Source organism: Nocardia sichangensis (assembly GCF_047200615.1).
In the GTDB taxonomy this organism is placed as follows: Bacteria; Actinomycetota; Actinomycetes; order Mycobacteriales; family Mycobacteriaceae; genus Nocardia; species Nocardia sichangensis.
Genome location: NZ_JBJZOK010000009.1, coordinates 246,917 through 266,930 on the forward strand (window position 1 = coordinate 246,917; position 20,014 = coordinate 266,930).

The 20,014-nt window shown below is 69.4% G+C and carries 22 protein-coding genes; 9 read left to right on the forward strand and 13 right to left on the reverse strand.

Annotated elements, in window-relative coordinates:
* Nucleotides 1-30 precede the first annotated feature (30 nt).
* The 3 genes from ACL03I_RS15610 to ACL03I_RS15620 all read right to left on the reverse strand — a co-directional run bounded on the left by ACL03I_RS15610 (nucleotide 31) and on the right by ACL03I_RS15620 (nucleotide 2,725).
* Nucleotides 31-1,290: a deoxyguanosinetriphosphate triphosphohydrolase gene (locus ACL03I_RS15610; protein WP_412806284.1), complete on the reverse strand. Its 1,260-nt coding sequence runs from the start codon at nucleotides 1,288-1,290 to the stop codon at nucleotides 31-33.
* Between the two features lie 6 nt (nucleotides 1,291-1,296).
* A complete protein-coding gene (locus ACL03I_RS15615; RefSeq protein WP_355072969.1) occupies nucleotides 1,297-1,977 on the reverse strand; it encodes a YdcF family protein in 681 nt (226 codons plus the stop codon).
* Nucleotides 1,978-2,047: 70 nt separating this feature from the next.
* Nucleotides 2,048-2,725, reverse strand: a complete 678-nt coding sequence (locus ACL03I_RS15620) for an MBL fold metallo-hydrolase (protein WP_355072505.1) — start codon at nucleotides 2,723-2,725, stop codon at nucleotides 2,048-2,050.
* A 30-nt stretch (nucleotides 2,726-2,755) separates the two neighbouring features.
* Here ACL03I_RS15620 and ACL03I_RS15625 point away from each other — a divergent pair, with 30 nt between their 5' ends.
* Nucleotides 2,756-4,729 (forward strand): TPM domain-containing protein, encoded by a 1,974-nt coding sequence (locus tag ACL03I_RS15625; protein WP_412806285.1) that lies wholly within the window; start codon nucleotides 2,756-2,758, stop codon nucleotides 4,727-4,729.
* Nucleotides 4,730-4,808: 79 nt separating this feature from the next.
* Here the strand turns inward: ACL03I_RS15625 and ACL03I_RS15630 are convergent, their stop codons facing one another.
* Entirely contained in the window at nucleotides 4,809-6,071 is a 1,263-nt protein-coding gene (locus tag ACL03I_RS15630) for a phthiocerol/phthiodiolone dimycocerosyl transferase family protein (RefSeq protein ID WP_412806286.1), read from the reverse strand.
* A gap of 66 nt (nucleotides 6,072-6,137) precedes the next feature.
* On the opposite strand from ACL03I_RS15630, the gene ACL03I_RS15635 reads away from it, so the two are divergent.
* The 3 genes from ACL03I_RS15635 (at nucleotide 6,138) to ACL03I_RS15645 (ending at nucleotide 7,999) form a co-directional block, all read left to right on the forward strand.
* Nucleotides 6,138-6,752, forward strand: coding sequence for a TenA family protein (locus ACL03I_RS15635; RefSeq protein ID WP_412806287.1), 615 nt, complete (start codon nucleotides 6,138-6,140; stop codon nucleotides 6,750-6,752).
* A 91-nt stretch (nucleotides 6,753-6,843) separates the two neighbouring features.
* Nucleotides 6,844-7,569 (forward strand): DUF899 domain-containing protein, encoded by a 726-nt coding sequence (locus ACL03I_RS15640; RefSeq protein WP_355072498.1) that lies wholly within the window; start codon nucleotides 6,844-6,846, stop codon nucleotides 7,567-7,569.
* Nucleotides 7,570-7,612: 43 nt separating this feature from the next.
* A complete protein-coding gene (locus ACL03I_RS15645) occupies nucleotides 7,613-7,999 on the forward strand; it encodes a DUF1707 domain-containing protein (protein ID WP_412806288.1) in 387 nt (128 codons plus the stop codon).
* 47 nt (nucleotides 8,000-8,046) lie between these two features.
* Here the strand turns inward: ACL03I_RS15645 and ACL03I_RS15650 are convergent, their stop codons facing one another.
* Nucleotides 8,047-9,438 carry a glycine--tRNA ligase gene (locus ACL03I_RS15650; protein ID WP_355072494.1) on the reverse strand — a complete coding sequence of 464 codons (1,392 nt, stop codon included), beginning with the start codon at nucleotides 9,436-9,438 and terminating at the stop codon, nucleotides 8,047-8,049.
* Nucleotides 9,439-9,632: 194 nt separating this feature from the next.
* On the opposite strand from ACL03I_RS15650, the gene ACL03I_RS15655 reads away from it, so the two are divergent.
* The 3 genes from ACL03I_RS15655 to ACL03I_RS15665 all read left to right on the forward strand — a co-directional run bounded on the left by ACL03I_RS15655 (nucleotide 9,633) and on the right by ACL03I_RS15665 (nucleotide 11,514).
* On the forward strand, nucleotides 9,633-9,983 hold the full coding sequence (locus ACL03I_RS15655; RefSeq protein WP_039796803.1) for an ArsR/SmtB family transcription factor: 351 nt from the start codon (nucleotides 9,633-9,635) through the stop codon (nucleotides 9,981-9,983).
* 3 nt (nucleotides 9,984-9,986) lie between these two features.
* Complete coding sequence (locus tag ACL03I_RS15660) at nucleotides 9,987-10,421, forward strand: Fur family transcriptional regulator (RefSeq protein ID WP_355072492.1); 435 nt, start codon at nucleotides 9,987-9,989, stop codon at nucleotides 10,419-10,421.
* Between the two features lie 127 nt (nucleotides 10,422-10,548).
* Nucleotides 10,549-11,514, forward strand: coding sequence for a hypothetical protein (locus ACL03I_RS15665; protein ID WP_412806289.1), 966 nt, complete (start codon nucleotides 10,549-10,551; stop codon nucleotides 11,512-11,514).
* Nucleotides 11,515-11,627: 113 nt separating this feature from the next.
* On the opposite strand, the gene ACL03I_RS15670 is transcribed toward ACL03I_RS15665, so the two are convergent.
* Nucleotides 11,628-12,599 carry a hypothetical protein gene (locus ACL03I_RS15670; protein ID WP_412806290.1) on the reverse strand — a complete coding sequence of 324 codons (972 nt, stop codon included), beginning with the start codon at nucleotides 12,597-12,599 and terminating at the stop codon, nucleotides 11,628-11,630.
* A gap of 103 nt (nucleotides 12,600-12,702) precedes the next feature.
* Between ACL03I_RS15670 and ACL03I_RS15675 the strand changes: the two genes are divergently transcribed.
* A complete protein-coding gene (locus ACL03I_RS15675; protein ID WP_355072488.1) occupies nucleotides 12,703-13,320 on the forward strand; it encodes a TetR/AcrR family transcriptional regulator in 618 nt (205 codons plus the stop codon).
* Between the two features lie 8 nt (nucleotides 13,321-13,328).
* On the opposite strand, the gene ACL03I_RS15680 is transcribed toward ACL03I_RS15675, so the two are convergent.
* The 6 genes from ACL03I_RS15680 to ACL03I_RS15705 form a co-directional block, all read right to left on the reverse strand.
* On the reverse strand, nucleotides 13,329-13,934 hold the full coding sequence (locus ACL03I_RS15680) for a response regulator (RefSeq protein ID WP_412806291.1): 606 nt from the start codon (nucleotides 13,932-13,934) through the stop codon (nucleotides 13,329-13,331).
* 12 nt (nucleotides 13,935-13,946) lie between these two features.
* Complete coding sequence (locus tag ACL03I_RS15685) at nucleotides 13,947-15,131, reverse strand: sensor histidine kinase (RefSeq protein ID WP_355072484.1); 1,185 nt, start codon at nucleotides 15,129-15,131, stop codon at nucleotides 13,947-13,949.
* 230 nt (nucleotides 15,132-15,361) lie between these two features.
* Nucleotides 15,362-16,135 carry an ABC transporter permease gene (locus ACL03I_RS15690; RefSeq protein ID WP_412806292.1) on the reverse strand — a complete coding sequence of 258 codons (774 nt, stop codon included), beginning with the start codon at nucleotides 16,133-16,135 and terminating at the stop codon, nucleotides 15,362-15,364.
* A 1-nt stretch (nucleotide 16,136) separates the two neighbouring features.
* Entirely contained in the window at nucleotides 16,137-17,078 is a 942-nt protein-coding gene (locus ACL03I_RS15695) for an ABC transporter ATP-binding protein (protein WP_412806293.1), read from the reverse strand.
* Nucleotides 17,079-17,154: 76 nt separating this feature from the next.
* On the reverse strand, nucleotides 17,155-17,565 hold the full coding sequence (locus ACL03I_RS15700) for a YbjN domain-containing protein (protein ID WP_355072967.1): 411 nt from the start codon (nucleotides 17,563-17,565) through the stop codon (nucleotides 17,155-17,157).
* 14 nt (nucleotides 17,566-17,579) lie between these two features.
* The gene (locus ACL03I_RS15705) at nucleotides 17,580-18,389 is read right to left on the reverse strand and encodes an isoprenyl transferase (protein ID WP_356964902.1); all 810 of its coding nucleotides are present in this window, start codon (nucleotides 18,387-18,389) and stop codon (nucleotides 17,580-17,582) included.
* Between the two features lie 131 nt (nucleotides 18,390-18,520).
* Between ACL03I_RS15705 and ACL03I_RS15710 the strand changes: the two genes are divergently transcribed.
* Complete coding sequence (locus ACL03I_RS15710; protein WP_355072476.1) at nucleotides 18,521-18,901, forward strand: Aca2/YdiL-like domain-containing protein; 381 nt, start codon at nucleotides 18,521-18,523, stop codon at nucleotides 18,899-18,901.
* Nucleotides 18,902-19,047: 146 nt separating this feature from the next.
* Here the strand turns inward: ACL03I_RS15710 and recO are convergent, their stop codons facing one another.
* Nucleotides 19,048-19,821, reverse strand: coding sequence for a DNA repair protein RecO (gene recO, locus ACL03I_RS15715; protein WP_355072474.1), 774 nt, complete (start codon nucleotides 19,819-19,821; stop codon nucleotides 19,048-19,050).
* Between the last annotated feature and the right edge of the window lie 193 nt (nucleotides 19,822-20,014).

Genomic DNA, 20,014 nt, shown 5'->3' on the forward strand with positions numbered 1-20,014 from the left:
CGACCCAGCGCACGGCCGCAGCGAAGGCGCCTAAATCTTCAACTCGCTCGCGATTCGCTCCAGGCGGCTTTCGGTGTAGGAAGCGATCTGGTCCACCACGACGCGCACGCGGGCGGTGTCATCGGTGGCGGCGTTCCAGAACGGCAGCAGCAGCGGATCGAGTCTGCCGGGAGCGGTGGCCAGCAAGCGTTCGGCCACGGCGAGGATGCGTTCGCGTTGGGCGGCCTGCCGCAGCCGGTGTGCCGGGTCGGACATCACATAGCGCAGCGCGACGGTCTTCAGCAGCGCCACCTCGGCGGCGACGATGCGCGGCACTTCCAGATCCGCGTTGTACCGGGACAGCGGTTGCGGACCGGACACCTCTTGGGTCGCCATGATCGCGGCGGTGGCGAAGCGGCCGACGAGCTCGCTGGTGAGGCGCTTCAGCGCGACCGAAGCGGTGAACGTGCCGTCGTATCCGGACGCGGCCGCGACCACGGGCAGTTCCGAGAGCCGTTGCGCGGCGGCGATCAGCTCGTCGGCGGCCAGCGAGTGCTGGAACTGGCCGAGCGCGGCCAGCGCGTCCTGTTCGGCGGGGTCGGCCAGCGCGCGCAGATCGATCCGGCCCGCGAGGACACCGTCCTCGACGTCGTGCACCGAGTAGGCGACGTCGTCGGACCAGTCCATGATCTGGCATTCGAGGCTGCGGCGCCGATCCGGCGCACCCTTGCGGATCCACTCCAGGCGCTCGGTGTCGACCTCGTAGGCGCCGAATTTGGTGCCGGGACCGGTTCGCCCCCAGGGGTATTTGAGGGCGGCGTCGAGTGCGGCGCGAGTGAGGTTGAGGCCCGCGCTGGCGCCGTCGGCCTCGAGCACCTTCGGTTCGAGGCGAGTGAGGATGCGCAGGTTCTGCGCGTTGCCTTCGAATCCGCCGAAGGCGTCGGCGAAGGTGTCGAGGGCTTTCTCGCCGTTGTGGCCGTAGGGCGGATGGCCGATGTCATGGGCCAGACCGGCCAGGTCCACCAGGTCCGGATCACAGCCGAGTCCGTCGGCGATGCTGCGGCCGATCTGGGCGACCTCCAGCGAATGGGTCAGCCGAGTGCGCGGGGTGTCCGCCTCTCGCGGTCCCATGACCTGCGTTTTGTCGGCCAGTCTGCGCAGCGCCGCGGAGTGCAGCACGCGGGCCCGGTCGCGGGCGAATTCGGTCCGGTGGCCGGTCTCGAACTCACTGCGCGGCGGTCCGAGCCCCGCGGTCTTGGCGCCCTCGACGACGAGGCGTTCGGTGTCGTGATCGGTGTACCGGGCGCTCATCGAGCCTCACTGTCCCGCCGTGTAGGTGAAATCCGCCGAGAAGTGGGTGAGCTGGTACCACAGCAGGGCGCCGGTCTCTCTGGCGATACCGTGTGCCTGGGATTCCCGCGTGTAGACGGCGGGACCGGTTCTGGTGGGGGCGGTCCACGCCGCGAGCCCCTCGTCGCGGGCCATGGTGCGGGTGCGCAGCGAATGCCAGGGATCGCTGACCAGCACCGCCGACGACATGTCCCGCGCCCGCATCGCCGTGACCACCGCTTCGATGCTGCGCAGGGTGTCCGATCCGGTTTCCACGGCGAGGATCTTGTCGGCGGGCACGCCGCGCGCCTGCAAATAGTTCTTGCCCGAGGCAGCTTCGGTGAACAGATCGCCCTCCTGCTTGCCGCCCACGGTGATGACGCGCGGAGCGACACCCGCCCGGAACAGCTTGTACGCCTGATCGAGTCGCGCCTCGAACACCGAGGACGGCGTTCCGGAGTACTGCGCCGCGCCGAGCACGACGATCGCGTCGGCCTTCGTGTAGTCGTCGATGCGCGCGACCTGCCACACGCGGAAGGCGGTCCCGCCGACCAGCACCGCGCCCATCACGACGGAGCCGACGACGAGCCGCCGGGTCCAGCGCAGCAACCCGGCGCCGAAGCCCTGTGGGCGGGCAGGTTCGGGCGCCGGGACGGCTCGGGTGCGCATCGTTGGCAAATCCACTCCCCAAGTCTGCCAAAAGCCGTGCAGGCCCCGGACCGGTTACCGTCAGGGGCGGTTACCAGCCGCGGTCTCGCCAAGCCGGAAGGCTGGGACGCTCGGCGCCGAGGGTGGTGTCGTCGCCGTGGCCGGGGTAGACGACGGTGTCGTCGGGGTAGCGGTCGAAGAGCTTGGCCGAGACGTCGGTGAACAGCGAGCCGAAGTCCTCCGGGGAGCTGGTGCGCCCGACGCCGCCGGGAAACAGCGAGTCCCCGGTGAACAGGTGAGTGCGTCCCGCCCCGTCGGTGAGTGCGAGGGTGATCGACCCCGGTGTGTGGCCGCGCAGGTGGATGACCTCGAAGACCAGATCGCCGATGGTGACGGTGTCGCCCTCGGCGAGCAGCCGATCGGGGCGGACCGGCAGCGGGTCGGCGTCGAGCGGGTGCGCCGCGGTGGGAGCGCCGGTGGCCGCGGTGGTCTCCCGCAGCGCCAGCCAGTGGTCGCGGTGCTGATGGGTGGTGACGATCAGCTGGACCTGCCCGGGCGCCTCCTGCTCGACGAGGGCCGCGATGCGGGGCGCCTCGTTGGCGGCGTCGATGAGCAGGGCCGCGCCGGTGCCGGTGCACTGCACCAGGTAACAGTTGTTGTCCATGCCGCCGACGGACATCTTGACGATGCGGGCGCCGGGGACGTCGCGCTGCTGCGGATTCGAATCCGGTGACACGTGGCCGCTGTACGGGCGATCGATGGTGATCACGAAATGATGCTAGCGAGCTAGATTCGTGCCATGTCACTGCCGTCGCGGATCCGCTTCGTCCGCTTGCTCGCGATCAGCGTCCTACTGGCCGCGATCGCCTTGCTGGGCGCTCCGACGATCGCGGCGGAACCGTCGCTACGGATGAACACCTATGTGGAGGATCCGGCCGGTGTGCTCGACCAAGGTCAGCGCGATCGGGTGCGCGGTGCGGTGGACCAGCTCTACGCCGACGAGCAGCTGCGGCTGTGGGTGGTGTACGTGCGCGGCTTCGACGGGATGCAGCCGCGGGACTGGGCCAGGCGCACCGCCTCGATATCCGGGTTCGGCCAACGGGACCTGCTGCTCGCGGTCGCCACCGAGGATCGCGCGTATTGGCTGGAGGGCGAAGTGCCCGGCGAGATCAGCGATTCCGAACTCGACGACATCCTGATCGGCCACGTCGAGCCGGCCCTGCGCGACGGGCGCTGGGCCGACGCGGGGGTCGCGACCGCCGCCGGACTGGACGCGGCCATGCGCGGCGGCGGGGTGAACGTCGGTGCCCTGCTCGTCATCGGCCTGCTGGTGATTCTGGTGGCGGGCGGCCTCGTCTGGTACGCGCGCAAACGGCGTCGTGAACGGTTCGAGGCCGAACTGGCGGCGGCACGGCAATTGGATCCGGAGAACGCGACGGCGCTGTCCGAACTGCCGTTGGAAGCGCTGCAGACCCGCTCTCGAGAGACGCTGGTGGAGATCGATAACGCGATTCGCACCAGCGGCGAGGAACTCGAGCTCGCCATCGGCGAGTTCGGCGCCACCGCCACCACGCCTTTCCGCACCGCCCTCGACAACGCGAAAACCGCTGCCGCCGCGGCGTTCGCGATCCGGCAGCGCCTGGACGACGCGATCCCGGAGACAGCCGACGAACAGCGCTCGCTGCTGGTCGAGCTGATCGGCACGGTGGGGCGCGCCGACCGGGAACTCGACGCGCAGGTGACGGAATTCGACGCGATGCGCGATCTGCTGCTCAACGCCTCGGCTCGGCTGGACGCCCTCACCAGAGATGTCGTCGACGTGACCGCCCGGATTCCCGGCTCGGAAACCGAGCTGAGCCGGCTCGCCGCCACCCATCCGGCCAGTGTGCTCGCGCCGATCGAGGACAACGTGCGGATGGCACGCGAGCGCCTGACGTTCGCGGAGCAGAACGTCGACGCGGGACGTGCCGCGCTCACCGAGCCGGTCGGCGAGCAAGGCGGCGCGGTCGCCGCCATTCGTTCCGCCGAGGCAGCGATCGGTCAGGCACGTTCCCTGCTCGACGCGGTCGACAACGCGTCGAGCGCCATCCAGCAGGCCCGCGACGGCCTGCCGGGTGTGCTGGACGAGTTGCGCCGCGACCTCGCCTCCGCCACCGAGCTCGCCGACTACGGCGGGCCGGAACTGGCCGACGCCCGCACCGCGGCGCGGTCCGCTCTGGAGCAGGCGACGGCCACGGGCGACATCGATCCGCTGAGCGCCTTCCACGACGCGGTCACCGCCGACGCGGATCTGGACCGCGCCGTCGCGGGGGCCACCGACCGCAAACTCGCCGCCGAAGACCTGCGGCGCAGGCTCGATCGAGCGCTCACGGACGCTCGCGCCCGGATCGGTGCGGCCGCCGATTACATCAGCACCCGGCGCGGCGGCATCGACGCCGAAGCGCGCACCCGCCTGTCGGAAGCACAGCGCAACCTCGACGAGGCGCAGCAATCGAGCGCGAACGATCCCGTCGACGCACTGCGGCGCGCGCAGGCGGCGGCGGATCTGGCCGGGCGCGCGCTCCATGCGGCGCAGGCCAGCGTGCGGGCATGGGAGGCGGACCGGGCGCCCTCCGGCAGCGCCCAGACCGGGGCGGTGCTCGGCGGCATCCTGCTCGAAGGACTGCTGCGCGGGGCGGCGAGCGGCGCTCGGCACTCCGGGGGCGGCTGGAGCCCCGGCTCGTACGGTGGTTCCTCCGGTTCCCGGCGCATCGGCCGTGGCGGCAGATTCTGAACGGCTCGATCCTGCCACCGGGTGCGGCCGTAGACCGGGACCGGTCGATGGCTCAGCAGGGAACCGGTCCTCGCACCGGTCAGCGAGCGCCGGCCGCGGACAGGGCGGTCAACTCCGCCCGCACCGCCTCGGGCAGGCCGTCGGCATGCGCGCCACCACCGAGCACGCCCACGATCAGCTCCTGCGCGAACGTGTAGACCAGATAGGTGACCGCGGCCGACGCGCCCGCGGACGGGCGGGGATGCGCCGAGACGTAGACGATCTCGTAGTCGGTGAGCTCGAGCGTGGCCGGTGTGCGGAACACCGGGACGACGCCGGTATTGGTCACCGCGATATGTCCGGCCAGCGAATGAATCCTGGTGGCACCGTAGTAATCCGGGAAGTGCAGCACGGACTGCTGCACGATGCCTTCGGACAGGTCGCGCGTCAGCCGACTCGAAATGCGCTGTGCCAGTTCGACCGGGCTGGCGGCCGGATCCACCTCGCCCGCGAAGGAAGCCAGCCCGGCCATGTTGGTACCCGCCGAGGCGGCGACCGGCGGCTCCAGCCTGTTGCGCAGGTCGACCGGATACAGGCAGCCCAGAGCTGTTGTGCCGCCGTCTGTCTCACGAGCGTACGCGCGCAGCAGTGCGGCGGTGAGCAAACCGTTCACCGTCACACCGGTCTTGCGTGCGAGATCGGCGATCTGCGCGGTAGCCGCCCGGTTGAGCCGCACGCGTACAGGACGGGCGAGCGTACTCGGCGCGGGTTTCGCGTTATCGGACGGCACGTTCCTCGCCTCCAGCGCAAGCGGCTTGGTCACCTCCTCGAATCCGGACTTCGCGGCCGCGGTGATGCCCCGTTCCGCCGCATACCACTCCAAAGACTGCGGGAGCGCTTGTGGCGCAACGTTTATCGGCCGACATTCGAGAACGCCGGTATAGAAATCCCATAGTCGGGACAGCAGTTCCACACAGGAGCCCGCGTCGGCGACGCTGTGGTGAGCGAACAGCGTGACACGCCACTCGTTCGCGCCCGAGCCCACGACGTCCAGATAGGCCAGCTGGACCGCCGGATCCATCGCGGGAACGCCGATCGCCGCCAGGTCGCCCTCACGCACGGAAACCGGGATCCATGCCCTCTCGTCAGCGCCGAACAGATATCCCAGTCCCGCAGCGTCTTCCACGATTCTGCAGCCGATCACCGGATACGCGCGCCGCAAGGTCGCGAATGCCTCCCGCAGCGCCGTCACATCGAGCGCTCCCCGTACCGACACCGACCGGCCCGTGTAGGTGCCATGCCGAACGAACCGCTGCTCCGACGGCGCCAGCACGCGAATCGGAGCTTCCTCATCCCACAACACACGGCAAGGGTGCGGCACTACCGGCACGGGCGCAAACCGACCGGGCGGATGCGGAAGACTGCCGGTATGAGTCTCGCGGCGCATCTGGAGCAAATCGGCCTTCCCACGGTGGAGGAACAACTCGCCCATCCCACCGTGCTCGGTATCGCCGAGGGCACTCTGCCCGAACCGGTCTTCCGGTCCTGGCTGGAGCAGGACTACCTGTTCCTGCTCGACTACGTCCGCGTGTTCGCCCGCCTCGCGTGGCAGGCTCCGGCCGCCCATCTCGGTGACCTGGTCGACCTCGCGCACGCCACCTACCACGAGGAGCTGTCGCTGCACCGCTCGCTGGCCGCCGAGTTCGGCGCGGACCTCGACGGCGCGGTCAAAGGCGCTCCGTGCACCGCGTACACGGCGTTTCTGCTGGACTCCGCCGCGTCCTACGGCGAGGGTCTCGCCGCGCTCTACCCGTGCATGTGGGGATACTCCACGCTCGGCGCCCGGCTCGCCCAGCACCCGCCCGCCGAACCGCGCTACCGCCGCTGGGTGGACACCTACGCCGATCCCGGATTCGCCGCCCTCACCCGCCGCTGCGCGCAGATGATCGACGAGTCCGGGGCCGATCCGGGTCGGGCGGAAGAGCTGTTCCGCGAAGGGCTCCGGCACGAGCTGGCGTTTTGGGACGTACCGCTCCGACCCTGATCCCGGACGAACTCCTCGGTCCGCCGATGACTCCTGCCGGGCGGCTCCGTCTACCTGTACAGAGCACTGTCCCGGCATCGAGGAGACCCTTATGAACCGCCCCACTGTGGCGTCACGCGAGGAATGGCTGGCCGCGCGTATCAGCTTGCTGGCCGAGGAGAAGGCGATCACCCATCGCATGGACGAGCTGGCGGCGAAACGCCGCGCCCTGCCGATGGTCGCGATCGACAAAGAATACGTCTTCGAAGGTCCCACGGGCCGCACGACCCTGCCCGAACTGTTCGACGGGCGCCGCCAGCTCATCGTCTACCACATGATGTGGCGCTGGGATCTGGACGCAGGCTGTCCGAGCTGCGCGATGCTGCTCGACAACGTCGGCCACCTGGCCCACCTGAACGCGCAGGACACCACCTTCGCGGCCGTGTCACGCGGTCCGTGGGAGACGCTCGACCGGTACCGCGAGCGCATGGGCTGGACCTTCCCGATGTATTCGTCGTTCGACAGCGACTTCAACTACGACTTCCATGTCACCCAGGACGAATCCCGCGCGCCGGTGGAATACAACTACCGTACGAAGGCGGAGTTGGAGGCACGCGGCCACAGCTATCACGGAGCGGGCGAACAGCCCGGCACCAGCGTGTTCTGGCGTGACGACGACGGCGCGGTGTTCCACACCTACTCGTCCTACGGCCGCGGCGGCGACATCCTCATCGGCACCCACCAGTACCTCGATCTCACGCCGTTGGGCAGGCAGAAGCACGTCGGCGAAGCGCTGCACCACGACAGTTACGGCAAGGTGGAATCCCATTGCCACTGACGACCACTCCGCCCCACCGGCCGAGTGGACCTAGGCTGACACGGTGAGTCAGGAGCACATGCGGGCGTCCGACGCCGATCGCGAGAAGATCATCGACCGGCTGCGCCTCGCTATGAACGAGGGCAGGCTGTCGCTCGCCGAATTCGATGATCGGCTGCAACGGGTATACGCCGCCAAGACCTACGGCGAGCTGACGCCGCTGCTGTCGGACCTTCCCGCACAACGGGAAGCACGGCCCGTGCGCGCCAAAGGCATCCCGCAGTGGATCACGATCATGTGGACGCCGTGGGTGTTCGTGAACGCGCTGTGCGTGGCGATCTACCTGGCCACCGGGGCGGGCTACTTCTGGCCGTTCTGGGTCGCGGTGCCGTGGGGTCTCGCGCTGCTCATCCCGACCACGATCGGCATCGTCACCCGCAAGAACAGCTGAAACGACAGCGCCCCGTGGCCCATCGGCCACGGGCGCGGCGTCGTAGCTCAGGCGCCGATCAGGTGCTGGGCCAGGTAGCCCTCGACCTTGTCCAGCGCGATGCGCTCCTGGGTCATCGTGTCGCGTTCGCGGATGGTCACCGCCTGGTCGTCGAGCGTCTCGAAGTCGACCGTGATGCAGAACGGCGTGCCGATCTCATCCTGACGGCGGTAGCGGCGGCCGATGGCGCCCGCGTCGTCGAACTCGACGTTCCAGTGCTTGCGCAGCTGCGCGGCCAGGTCTTTCGCCTTCGGCGTGAGATCGGCGTTGCGCGACAGCGGCAGCACCGCCGCCTTCACCGGCGCGAGGCGGCGGTCCAGGCGCAGCACCGTGCGGGTGTCCACGCCGCCCTTGGCGTTGGGCGCCTCGTCCTCGGCGTAGGCGTCGACCAGGAAGGCCATCAGCGAGCGGGTGAGGCCCGCCGCGGGCTCGATGACGTACGGGATGTAGCGCTCGTTGGTGGTCTGGTCGAAGAAGCTCAGCTCGGTGCCGGAGTGCTCGGAGTGCGTCTTCAGGTCGAAGTCGGTGCGGTTGGCGATGCCCTCCAGCTCACCCCACTCGTTGCCCTGGAAGCCGAAGCGGTACTCGATGTCGGTGGTGCCCGCCGAGTAGTGCGAGAGCTTGTCCTTCGGGTGCACGAACAGCCGCAGGTTCTCCGCGTCGATGCCGAGGTCGGTGTACCAGGAGAACCGCGTCTCGATCCAGTACTTGTACCACTCCTCGTCCTCGCCCGGCTTGACGAAGTACTCCATCTCCATCTGCTCGAACTCGCGGGTGCGGAAGATGAAATTGCCAGGGGTGATCTCGTTGCGGAAGCTCTTGCCGATCTGCGCGATGCCGAACGGCGGCTTCTTGCGCGCGGTCGTCATCACGTTGGCGAAGTTCACGAAGATGCCCTGGGCGGTCTCCGGGCGCAGGTAGTGCAGGCCCTCCTCGGACTCGATCGGGCCGAGGTAGGTCTTGAGCATCATGTTGAAGTCGCGCGGCTCGGTCCAGCGGCCGACGGTGCCGCAGTTCGGGCAGGCGATGAGCTCCATCGAGACCGTGTCGGGGTCGTCGATCTTGTTCTTCAGCGCGTACGCCTCCTGCAGGTGGTCCTGCCGGAAGCGGTGGTGGCAGTTGAGGCACTCGACCAGCGGGTCGTTGAACACGCCCACGTGACCGGAGGCGACCCAGACCTGACGGGGCAGGATCACCGAGGAGTCGAGACCGACGACGTCCTCGCGGGCGGTGACCATGGCGCGCCACCACTGCTTCTTGATGTTCTCCTTGAGCTCGACGCCCAGCGGCCCGTAATCCCACGCCGACTTGGTGCCTCCGTAGATCTCACCGCACGGGTACACCAGACCCCGGCGCTTGGCGAGGTTGGCAACGGTGTCCACCTTCGACTTGGGTGCCACGCGAGAATTCTCCATCCACTGCGAGTCGGAATTTGCCTTGCATGAACACAATAGTTTTGTGTCATAGCCGCGATTGCGCCCAGCCTATCGGCAGCGTCCGCGGCGGTTTCAACCGCACGGTTCGGCGCGCCCGTTTGACATGCGCACCTGTGCATACGCAAACTGGTAATGCTTTCCATTAAGGAGTTGGTGACATGACCGCCGAGACCGCCGCGGCACCGCCGCACAACCCGTATCGGTCGCCGGGACCGGCGCCGGTACCCCCGCGAACCGTGCTGGAGGACGCGGGTGAGCTGTTGCGGGCGCTGGCCGCGCCGGTTCGGATTGCTATCGTGCTGCAGTTGCGCGAATCACCGCGGTGTGTGCACGAACTGGTCGACGCGCTCGGTGTCACGCAACCACTGGTCAGTCAGCATCTGCGTATCCTCAAGGCCGCCGGTGTCGTGCACGGTGAGCGTTCGGGTCGCGAGGTGCTCTACGAACTCGTCGACGACCATCTGGCGCACATCGTCGTCGACGCCGTCGCGCACGCCGAGGAAGGGTGATTCGTGCCAGACAACACGGCCGTTCCGCAGAAACCGGTCGGCATCCGCAGCACCAGGCAGCGCAGCGCCATCGCCGCGCTGCTCGGTGACATCGACGAGTTCCGCTCCGCCCAGGACCTACACGACGAGCTGCGCAGACGCGGCGAGGGCATCGGGCTGACCACGGTCTACCGGACGCTGCAGTCGCTGGCCGACGCGGGCATGGTCGATGTGCTGCGCACCGACTCCGGCGAGTCGGTCTATCGCCAGTGCTCCACCGGCCATCATCACCACCTGGTCTGCAGGCATTGCGGTCGCACCGTGGAGGTGGAGGGCCCGACGGTGGAGGCGTGGGCCGAGGCGATCGCGGGCGAGCACGGCTTCACCGAGATCAGCCACACCCTCGAGGTGTTCGGCACCTGCACGGCATGCGGGACGGCGCGCCGACGCGACCGGTGATCGCACCGATTCCCGGCGTGTCGGGTTAACGCGGCTGCGACCAGCGGAGATTCACCGGCGAGATCCTCGGAAACCCGGGCCGATCCGGGCTCGATACGAAGGATCCGCCATCTGCTGGGGAGGCAGCGTGTCAACGATCACCGACTCATCCGTACGCCCGGTGCGCCGCCGGGCCGTGACCGTCGCCGGGGCCGCGCTCGTCGTGGCCTCGGCGTTATTGCTTTCGGCGTGCCAGGACGAGGACGGCACTCCGGTGGCGGTCCCGTCGACCACCGCGACCGGAGTGGCCGCGGAGCCGGGCGCGGCGAACGGGCAGTCGACCGTCCGCACAGTCGGCAAGACCGGCTGGTACGACGGATTCGACATCACCGTGGACAAGGCGACCGTGGTGCCGGACGAATACGGCGGCGCGAAGGTGCGCGTCGACATCACCTACAAGAACACCACTCTCGACAACCACACGCTGAGCATCACGCCGTCGCTGCTGGTCGGCAAAGAGGTGGACGGCGGCGCGATCTTCGACAGCCCGACGGTGCCCGGCAACGGCTCCGCCACCGGCACCGCGACCACGTCGTTCAAGTCGGCCAAGGACGCCGAGCACCTCATCGACACGATGACCGTTGTGTACGGGGCGGCCGCCGACAACCAGACCAAGATTCCGCTCGCCGCGGCGGGCAAGGTGGACAGCGTCCAACCGAAGGCGCTGGCCGTCACCGGCACCCTCGTGCAGGACCAGACGACCATTCAGGTCACCGGCGGACGGATCAGCCCGAGCTACACCAAGGACGAGAACGGCAAATCCGATCTCGCACTGCGCATCAAGCTCGTCGGCGGCCCCGGCATCGCCGCAGGCGGCACGAACATCTACTACGACTACTTCACCGTCCGGACCCCTGACGGCCAGACCGTGGCCGCCGACATCCGCGGCCCGATCAACGAGTTGCTCAACGCGAACGAGACCATCGACAACCCGAAGAACTACGTGGTCTTCGTGGTGCCCTCCCCTGGCACCGGCCCTTACACGGTGACGTACAACGCCCAGAAGCAAGAGGGCGCCGCCACCGCACCCACCCTGTCGTTCACGGTGGGCTGAGCCGACCACCCGGACTCGTGGCGCCACACGAGGACGAGAACAGCTGCGGCCGATCGTCACCGCGCTGACGGCGGGCCGCCCTCCCGCGAGGGCGACCCGCCGCGGTGACGGATTCAGCCGACCGGGATCGCGTCCCGGTCCGCGGCCTGCGCCTCGGCCGGACGACCGCGCACCGCGGCCACACCGAGCAGCGCGAGCGCGACCGCGCTCCAGATCAGCAGTACCAGTAGCGGTACGCTCGCGCCGGTGCCGTCGAAGAACGCGACCGAGCGCAGCAGCGACGCGGCGGCGCCGGGCGGCAGCCACTGGCCGACGGCGCCCCACGGCTGCGGCAACAGCTCCGGCGCCGACGTGGCCGCGGAGAACGGGTTGCCGACCAGCAGCATGGTGAGCGCGGCGATGCCGATGCCTGCTCGCCCGAGTACGGCGGCGAGCCCGACCACCGCGCCCGCGACCGCGAACGACACCAGGCCGCCGACCGCCGCGAGCACCGGATACGGCCCGGGCACCACCGACAGCCAGCCCTGGATGATCGCCATGCCGAGCAGTCCGCCCGCGACGCCGAAGGTGGCCAGTCCGAGCACTTTGCCGCCGATCGACGGGACCAGCAGTGCCAGGAGCACACCCGCCGCGATGCCGGACATCACCAGCGGCAACACCATCGCGCCGAAGGCCGCGCCCCGTGGATCGTCGGAGTCGGCCGCCACCACGTCCTCGACAGCAACGGCGGGCGCGCCGGAGAGCTGCTGCCCGATCTGGGTGAGTTGCTGTGCGACAGCGGGACTCGCGCCGGAGGCGACCAGCATGCGCGGCGGTCCGTCGCCGGTGACGATCGCTCCGTAGACCTCCCGGTTCCGAATGGCGGCGCGGGCGGCGGCCTCGTCCGCGGGCGCGCTGATCTCGAAGGCGCCCGGACTGTGCTCGGCGAGCTTGCCGGTGACCATCGCCGCCTGCGGACCGGTGACGGCCAGCGGCAGGTCACGGGGCGCGATGTGCGCGGCGGGCCAGGCGAACGCGATCAGCATCAGCGCTTGGAGCAGGGTGGCGGCGAGGCCGAGAGCGAACGCCCGCTGCATGGTGTTCATGGCCTTCTCCCTAAAAATCGAATGCTCGTTCTTTTTAGTTGCGTCTACCGTCGCACGAGGTCATCCGGTTGTCAAGAACGGATATTCGTTTTATTTTGGGCTCATGCCCCGAGTCAGCGAAGAACACCTGGAGCGCCGCAGGCAGCAGATCATGGACGCCGCGCGGCGCTGCTTCGCCCGCAAGGGGTTCTACGAGACCTCCATGCAGGACGTGTTCACGGAATCGGGGCTCTCGGCCGGTGCGGTCTACCGCTACTTCAAGAGCAAGGACGAACTGATCACCGCGCTCGCCACGGAGACGACGGTGGCCTTGCGCATCGCCATGGACGAGGCGATCCGCCGCGATCCACTGCCCACGCCCGCCGAACTGATCACCATGATCGCCGAGGAGGTGGTGCGGCGCAGCGGGCCCGACGGGCCGGTGCGACTGGCGCCGCAAGCCTGGGCCCTGGCCCTGGTGCATCCCGGGGCGGCGGTGATGGTCCGCGAGACGATGCTCGCGATGCGCGCGCTGTGGGTGACCTACGCCGAACGGATGCGCGACAAAGGCTGGCTACCCGCAGACGCCGATGTCGACGCCGTGGCCAAGGCGATCATCGGACTGCTGCCGGGATTCATCCTCCAGCACCTCATCCTCGGCGATCTCGACCCGCAAACGCTGGCGCTCGGTGTGCGCACCCTGCTCCCCTACGGCGAGCCCGCGCGTCCGGCAGTCGGCTGACCCGCCCGTCACAGCCAGCCGAGACGTTCGGCCGCGCGCACCGCTTCCGCGCGCGTGCTCGTGCCGGTCTTGCCGATCGCCGACGAAAGGTGGTTGCGCACCGTGCCTTCCGACAGGTGCAACCGCTTCGCGATGGCGCTCGCGGGCGCACCGTCGGCCGCCGCGACGAGCACCTCACGTTCTCGCGCGGTCAGCGGGGAGGTGCCCGCCGTCAACGTTTCCGCGGCCAGGCCCGGGTCGATCACCCGCAACCCCATCTGTACGCGCCGCACGGCGTCGGCCAATTCCCTGGCCGGAGTGTCCTTGACGACGAAACCGCTCGCGCCCGCGTCGATCGCGCGGCGCAGATAACCGGGCCTGCCGAAGGTGGTGACCATCAGAATCCGCACGCCCGGGTGGGCGGCGTGCAGTTTCTCGGCCACCGTGATGCCGTCCATCCCGGGCATCTCGACGTCCAGCAGCACCACGTCGGGACCGGTCCGCTCGACCGCGTCGAGCACCTCGTCGCCACGCCCGACCTCGCCGACCACCTCCAGGTCGTGCTCCAGCCCGAGCAGCGCGGCCAACGCGCCGCGCACCAAAGCCTGGTCGTCCGCCAGCAACAGCCGGATCATGGCACCCGCTTCCTATTCCGGGATCGTGGCGCGAATGCGCACGCCCCCGCCCTCCGGCGTCGACAGCGTCAGTGTTCCACCCGCGGCGCGCACGCGCTCCCGCAGCCCGGCCAGCCCCGAGCCGGACGCGCTGTCGGCGGGGAGGCCGCGACCGTCGTCGACCACCTCGATGGACGTCGCGGTGACGGTCACGGCGCAGCGGCGCGCGGCGCTGTGCCGGATCACGTTGGTGACCGCTTCGCGCAGCACCCAACCCAGCAGTTCGCCCGACGGTGCGTCCGGCAGGCTCGCCGGTTCCGGCAGTTCCGCGTCGATGCTCGCGGCGGCCAGGGCGGTCCGCGCGTTGGCCAGCTCGCCGCGCAACGACACCTCCCGCAGGCCTCCGACGGTCTCCCGTACCCCGGCCAGCGCTTCGCGCGCGAGCCGTTCGATATCGGCCAGTTCGGTCCGCGCACGGTTCGCGTCGACGTCGAGCAGTCGTTGGGCGAGTTCGGTTTTCACGGTGATGACGGTGAGCGAATGGCCGAGGATGTCGTGCACGTCACGGGCGACGCGATTGCGTTCCTCGATGATCTCCAGTTCCGCGCGCTGCCTGCGAGCCAGCTCGGCGAGCCGGTCGCCGCGGAACCCGAGCTGTCTGGCCACCCACACGACCACGGGAATGAACGCGAGGTAGAACGGCGTCCCGCCCAGATGCCACGACGGCACCGCGAACGGGGCGACCAGCATGATCGTCATGATGACGACCACGACGACGGCGGAAGTGCGCAGCGGAAGCACGAACACGGCGACCACCGCGACATAGAGCGCCGTGGGCAGACCGTCCCCGCCGAGCAGCGCCCCCATCGTCACGGACAACGCCGCCATCGCGGCCAGCAGCAGCCACGCCCTGCGGTCGACCGGTAAGTCGTCGGGCGCGCCGTCCTTGGCGTACCTGCGGAACGCGACGAACGCGACGATGATCAGCGCCGCGAACGCGAGCACGCACGCGATGGCCGCCACCGCCTGCGCGGGCTCGCCCTCGGCCCAGCGCCGCCTGATCGGTCCGATCAGATAGGCCAGCCAGACCAGCGACATGACAGCGCCGAACCAGCCCCTGCGCCGTCCATCGGGACCGAACGACTGCCAGTCGAGCATGCCGTCCACCAGACCGGCGGACCTTCTCGGCCGCGCGCCGCCCGCCGTCTTCACGTCCATGCGCCACCTCGCTGCGGCCGGGCGGGACGGAGGCGGCGGTACACGGCTCGCCGGTCGTGGTCGATCATGGGAGGCGACGCTACCGGCACCGGGCCCCCCGGACCGCGCATACGTGAGCACATCCAGACCGCACGCGCTGCCCTCCGACGCCACGGAACGCCGACCCACCGCACCGGCCGCGCACGGCGGAACCGGCCGTCCAGGTAGCCGACCGGTTGCGCGCCCGGCGTTCAGCGCGCGGTGTCACGCCGGAACAACGTGGCCCCACCGAACACGAAGACCGCCGACCAGACCGCGACGTCGACCACCGCCCCGAGGACCGACCCGCCGCCGGTGTCCCCGAATGGCAGCCGGGCCAGCGTGGCTACGCCGTTGGTCGGCATCACCTTCGACACGGTCGCGAACCAGCCGTGCAGCGGCATGAACAGTCCACCCGCGAACGACAGCGCCGCCAGCACCGGACCGAGCAGTTGCATCACGTTCTCCGACGGCAGCAGATAGCCCACGAACAGGCCGAAGGCCGCGAACACGAGCGAGCCGACCCAGGCGAGCAGAAAGCACTCCACCCACGCCGCGGGTGCGAGGTGGGCGCCGAGCGTCGCGCCGACCGCGAACACCGCGGCCACCGAGACGAGCCCGAGCGCCATCGCGACCACGACCTTGACCGCGATGTACGCCACCGGCCGCAGCGGTGTGAGCCGCAGCTGGCGGCTCCATCCCTGCGCACGCTCGACGGCGACCATCGCGCCGCCGCTGGTGGTGGCCAGCATCGCGCCGTACACCGCGATCGACACCATGACGTAGCCGGTCACGTTGCCCGAGCCGTAGGACTGGGTCCGGTAATCGGATTGCAGTCCGAAGATGACGAAGAACAACGGCGGCATGATCAGCGTGAAGATCAGGGTCCGCCGGTTGCGCAGCATGCGGCGCAGTTCCAGGCGCAGGAAGCCGAGGTTGAAGCCGCCTAGCGTGGTGGCGACGGGCCGGGAGACGAGTGTGGTCATGTCAGTGATCTCCTGCCGTGGTCAGCGCGAAGAAGGCGGTTTCCAGGTTGTGCGCGGTGATCTCCAGATCGACCGCGGCGGTGTGGTTCAGCAGGAATCGAGCGACGGCGTCGGAGTCCTTGGCACGCACCAGGATTCGGTCACCACGCAACTCGACGTCATCGACGCCGGGGATCACGAGCAGCCGGGCGGGGTCCGCGCCGGGCAGGGTCGCGGCGACGGTACGGCCCGCGGCCAGGTTCTTGATCTCGGCCGCGCTGCCGTCGGCGATGACCCGGCCCGCGCGCACCAGCACGATGCGGTCGGCGTAGGCGTCGGCCTCGTCCAGATAGTGCGTGGCGAACAGGACGGTGCGGCCGCGCCGCGAATCCTCCCGCATCGCGTTCCAGAACTCCCGGCGCCCTTCGACGTCCATACCGGTGGTGGGTTCGTCGAGCACGATCAGCTCCGGGTCCGGCAACAGCGCCAGCGCGAACCTGAGGCGCTGGCGCTGACCGCCGGAGCACTTGCCCACCATGCGATCGGCGATCCCCGCGATGCCCGCGCGGGCGAGCACCTCCTCGACGGGGCGCGGACTCGCGTGCAGCGTGGCCACCAGCCGCACCGTCTCCGCGACGGTGAGGTCAGGCAGCAGGCCACCGGATTGCAGCACCGCGGCGACGCGGCCTGCGGAGACGGCTCGCTCCGGCGCCGTTCCGAAGACCGCGACGGTGCCCGAATCCGGACGCGCCAGGCCGAGCAACAGGTCGATAGTGGTGGATTTGCCCGCGCCGTTCGGACCGAGGAAGGCGACGATCTCCCCCGGCTCGATCACCAGGTCGAGCCCGTCGACAGCGTGCACCACGCCGGCCGGGGTGCGGAAACTCTTGCGCAGGTCGCGCAGCGCGACGGCGGGCGCGGGCCGCGCCGGACTCTGGACCGCGGTGGTCGTTGCTGAAGTCATGCCTCTACGGTCGCGGGAAACCCGCCCCGGAACCTCGCACGGCTGTCACGACTTCGACATGACAGATGTCATGCCCTCAGGGCAGCAGACCCTGCCTGGCCCGGCTCGCGTTGGACAGCACGAGCAGCAGCATGGTGGTGAGCGCCTTGTCGTCCAGCCCCGCGGCGGGGAAGGTGTAGCGCAAGATGACGTCCGCGAGCTTGCCGTGGCCGATCACGGTGAGTGAACCGAACTGCAGCGCGTTGTTGCGTTCGGCGACCCGCTTGTGCAGCTGCGGTTTCAGCTGACGATCCCAGGCCAGCACGCAGGTGAGGCTCAGCACGTCCAAGCCCGGCGCCAGATTCACCGCGCGCAGCGACGACAAGGCGCCCTCGTACTCGAAGCCGAGCGACCCTTCGGCATCGACGCGCACGTCGATGCCGTAACTCGACAGGCAGGCCCCGGCCCGTGCCTGCAGTTCCCGGTCCGGGGTCACCGCCGCGTCCATGTCCGCGCCCCCGCTCACTTCGTGCCGCCGAAACGGCGGTCCCGCGCGGCGTACTGGAGGCATGCCTCCCACAGGTTGCGGCGATCGAAATCGGGGAAAAGCGTGTCCTGGTAGACGAATTCGGCGTAGGCGGACTGCCAGATGAGGAAATTCGAGCTGCGGAACTCGCCCGAAGGGCGCAAGAACAGGTCCACGTCCGGCATGTCTGGTTCGTCCAGGTATTTCGCCACCGTCGCCTCGGTGACCTTCTCCGGGTCGATCTCGCCCGCCGCCACCCGGCGCGCGATCTCCCTTGCCGCGTCGGCGATCTCGGCGCGGCCGCCGTAGTTGACGCACATGGTCAACGTCATCACCGTGTTGTCCTTGGTGAGTTCCTGGGCGACCTCCAGTTCCTTGATCACGCTGCGCCACAGGCGCGGTCGCCGCCCCGCCCAGCGCACCCGGACGCCCATCTCGTTCATCTCGTCGCGGCGCCTGCGGATCACGTCACGGTTGAAGCCCATGAGGAAGCGCACCTCCTCGGGGCTGCGCCGCCAGTTCTCGGTGGAGAACGCGTACGCCGACAACCATTTGACGCCGATCTCGATGCAGCCCTCCACGGTGTCCATCAGCACCGCCTCGCCGCGCTCGTGCCCGGCGGTGCGCGGCAATCCGCGCTCCTGGGCCCAGCGCCCGTTGCCGTCCATGACGAGCGCGACATGGTTGGGCACCAGTTCCGGCGGCAGCTGCGGCGGCCGAGCTCCCGACGGATGCGGCGCGGGCGGACGCACGGCGCCCGCGGGCTCGGGGTCGGTCGCGGTGGCGGAGTCTCGGCGGAGGATCACGGCCTCTATCCTGCCTGATCGCCCGCGCCGCCCCCACTGCCCCGTTGCTTCCTCACGAATTCCACGGTTCCGACCGGCACCGGTGACTTATTCTTTTCCATATCGTGATACTGGGGAGGGGTTTCTCGAACGTGACCGATTTACCAGGGACCGGAACCGCGGCAGGTTTCCGCGCCACTCGTGAGTTGCTCGGCCTCCCGGTCCCGTGGTGCGCGCGGTTCTTCGCGGTCGCGGAACGCACCGTCGAGCGGTGGGAGAAGGGGGCCTTCCAGATCCCCGACATCGTGGCCCGCGAGCTCGCCGCCATCGCGGACGAGACCGAACAGGTGGTCGAGGCCATGGTCGATGCCATCGACGCCGGGGAGATCTCTCCTCGCCTGCACACCTACCGGACCAACGACGACTACTCCAAGCACGAGCCGGACACCCGCTACCCGGCAACCTGGCATCGTGCCGTGTGCGCCCGCGTCATGAACGAGTTGCCGCAGGTAGAGCTCCAATTCGTGGAGTAGGCGGCTGCCTCGCCTTCGCTCGGCCCGGCGCGGGCTGAAGACGGGCCCCGCCCGACAGCGCCCTCCCCTGCGGCTGCCTCGTTTCAGCTCGGCCCGAGGACGAGCCCCGCCCGGCAGCGCCTCCCCCGCGACTGCCTAGCCTCCACTCAACCTCGCGCGGCTACATGCGGGGTTCGCGCGGCTGTGTCCTTGGATCGCTCGATCAACGGCAGGGTGCGCAGCTGACGTTCCAGGTGCCACTGCAAGTGCGCCGCGACCAGCCCGCTGGCCTGCCTGCGCACCGCCTCAGGCGTCGCCTCGACCTGCTCCCACTCCCCGCGCAGCAACGCCACCAGCAGATCGAGCACCCCGGGGGCAGGCGTCGCCGCACCCGGTGGACGGCAATGCACGCACACCGCGCCTCCGGCCGCGACATGGAAGGCCCGATGCGGGCCCGGTGTCGCGCACTTGGCGCATTCGTCCAATGCGGGTGCCCAGCCCGCGAAACCCATGGCGCGCAACAAGAATGCGTCCAGGATCAGTTCGTGCGGGCGCTGTTTGGCCGCGATGGCACGCAGGGCGCTCGCGGTGAGCGCGTGCAGCCGGGGCGCGGGCGCACGCTCCTCGCCCGCCAAGCGCTCAGCGGTCTCCAGGATGGCGCACGCGGTGGTGTAGCGCCCGTAGTCATCGATGATGTCGGCGGCGAACGCCTCCATCGTGTGCACCTGGGTAACGGTGTCCAGCGTGCGTCCGGGGTGCAGTTGCACGTCGATATAGGAGAACGGCTCCAACCGGGCCCCGAACCTCGATTTGGTCCGCCGCACCCCCTTGGCGACCGCGCGAACCAGTCCGTGCTGTCGGGTGAGCAGCGTGACGATGCGATCCGCCTCGCCCAGCTTGTGCTGGCGAACCACTACCGCCTCGTCCCGATACAGCCGCACCAGTGGAGTCTAATGCTGTGTTGTTTTTCCAGCGCCTGCGGCGCTGGGTGTTCGCGGCCCTCTTATGGCTCGCGTGTGCGCGACCGCCGCGTGCTCCTTCGTCGCGGGCGCGGCGGCCGCGCACACGCGAGCCGGGCCGCGAACGGAACAGGCTCGGTCTCGCTTCGCTCGAAAGACGTGGTGGAGGTGCGCG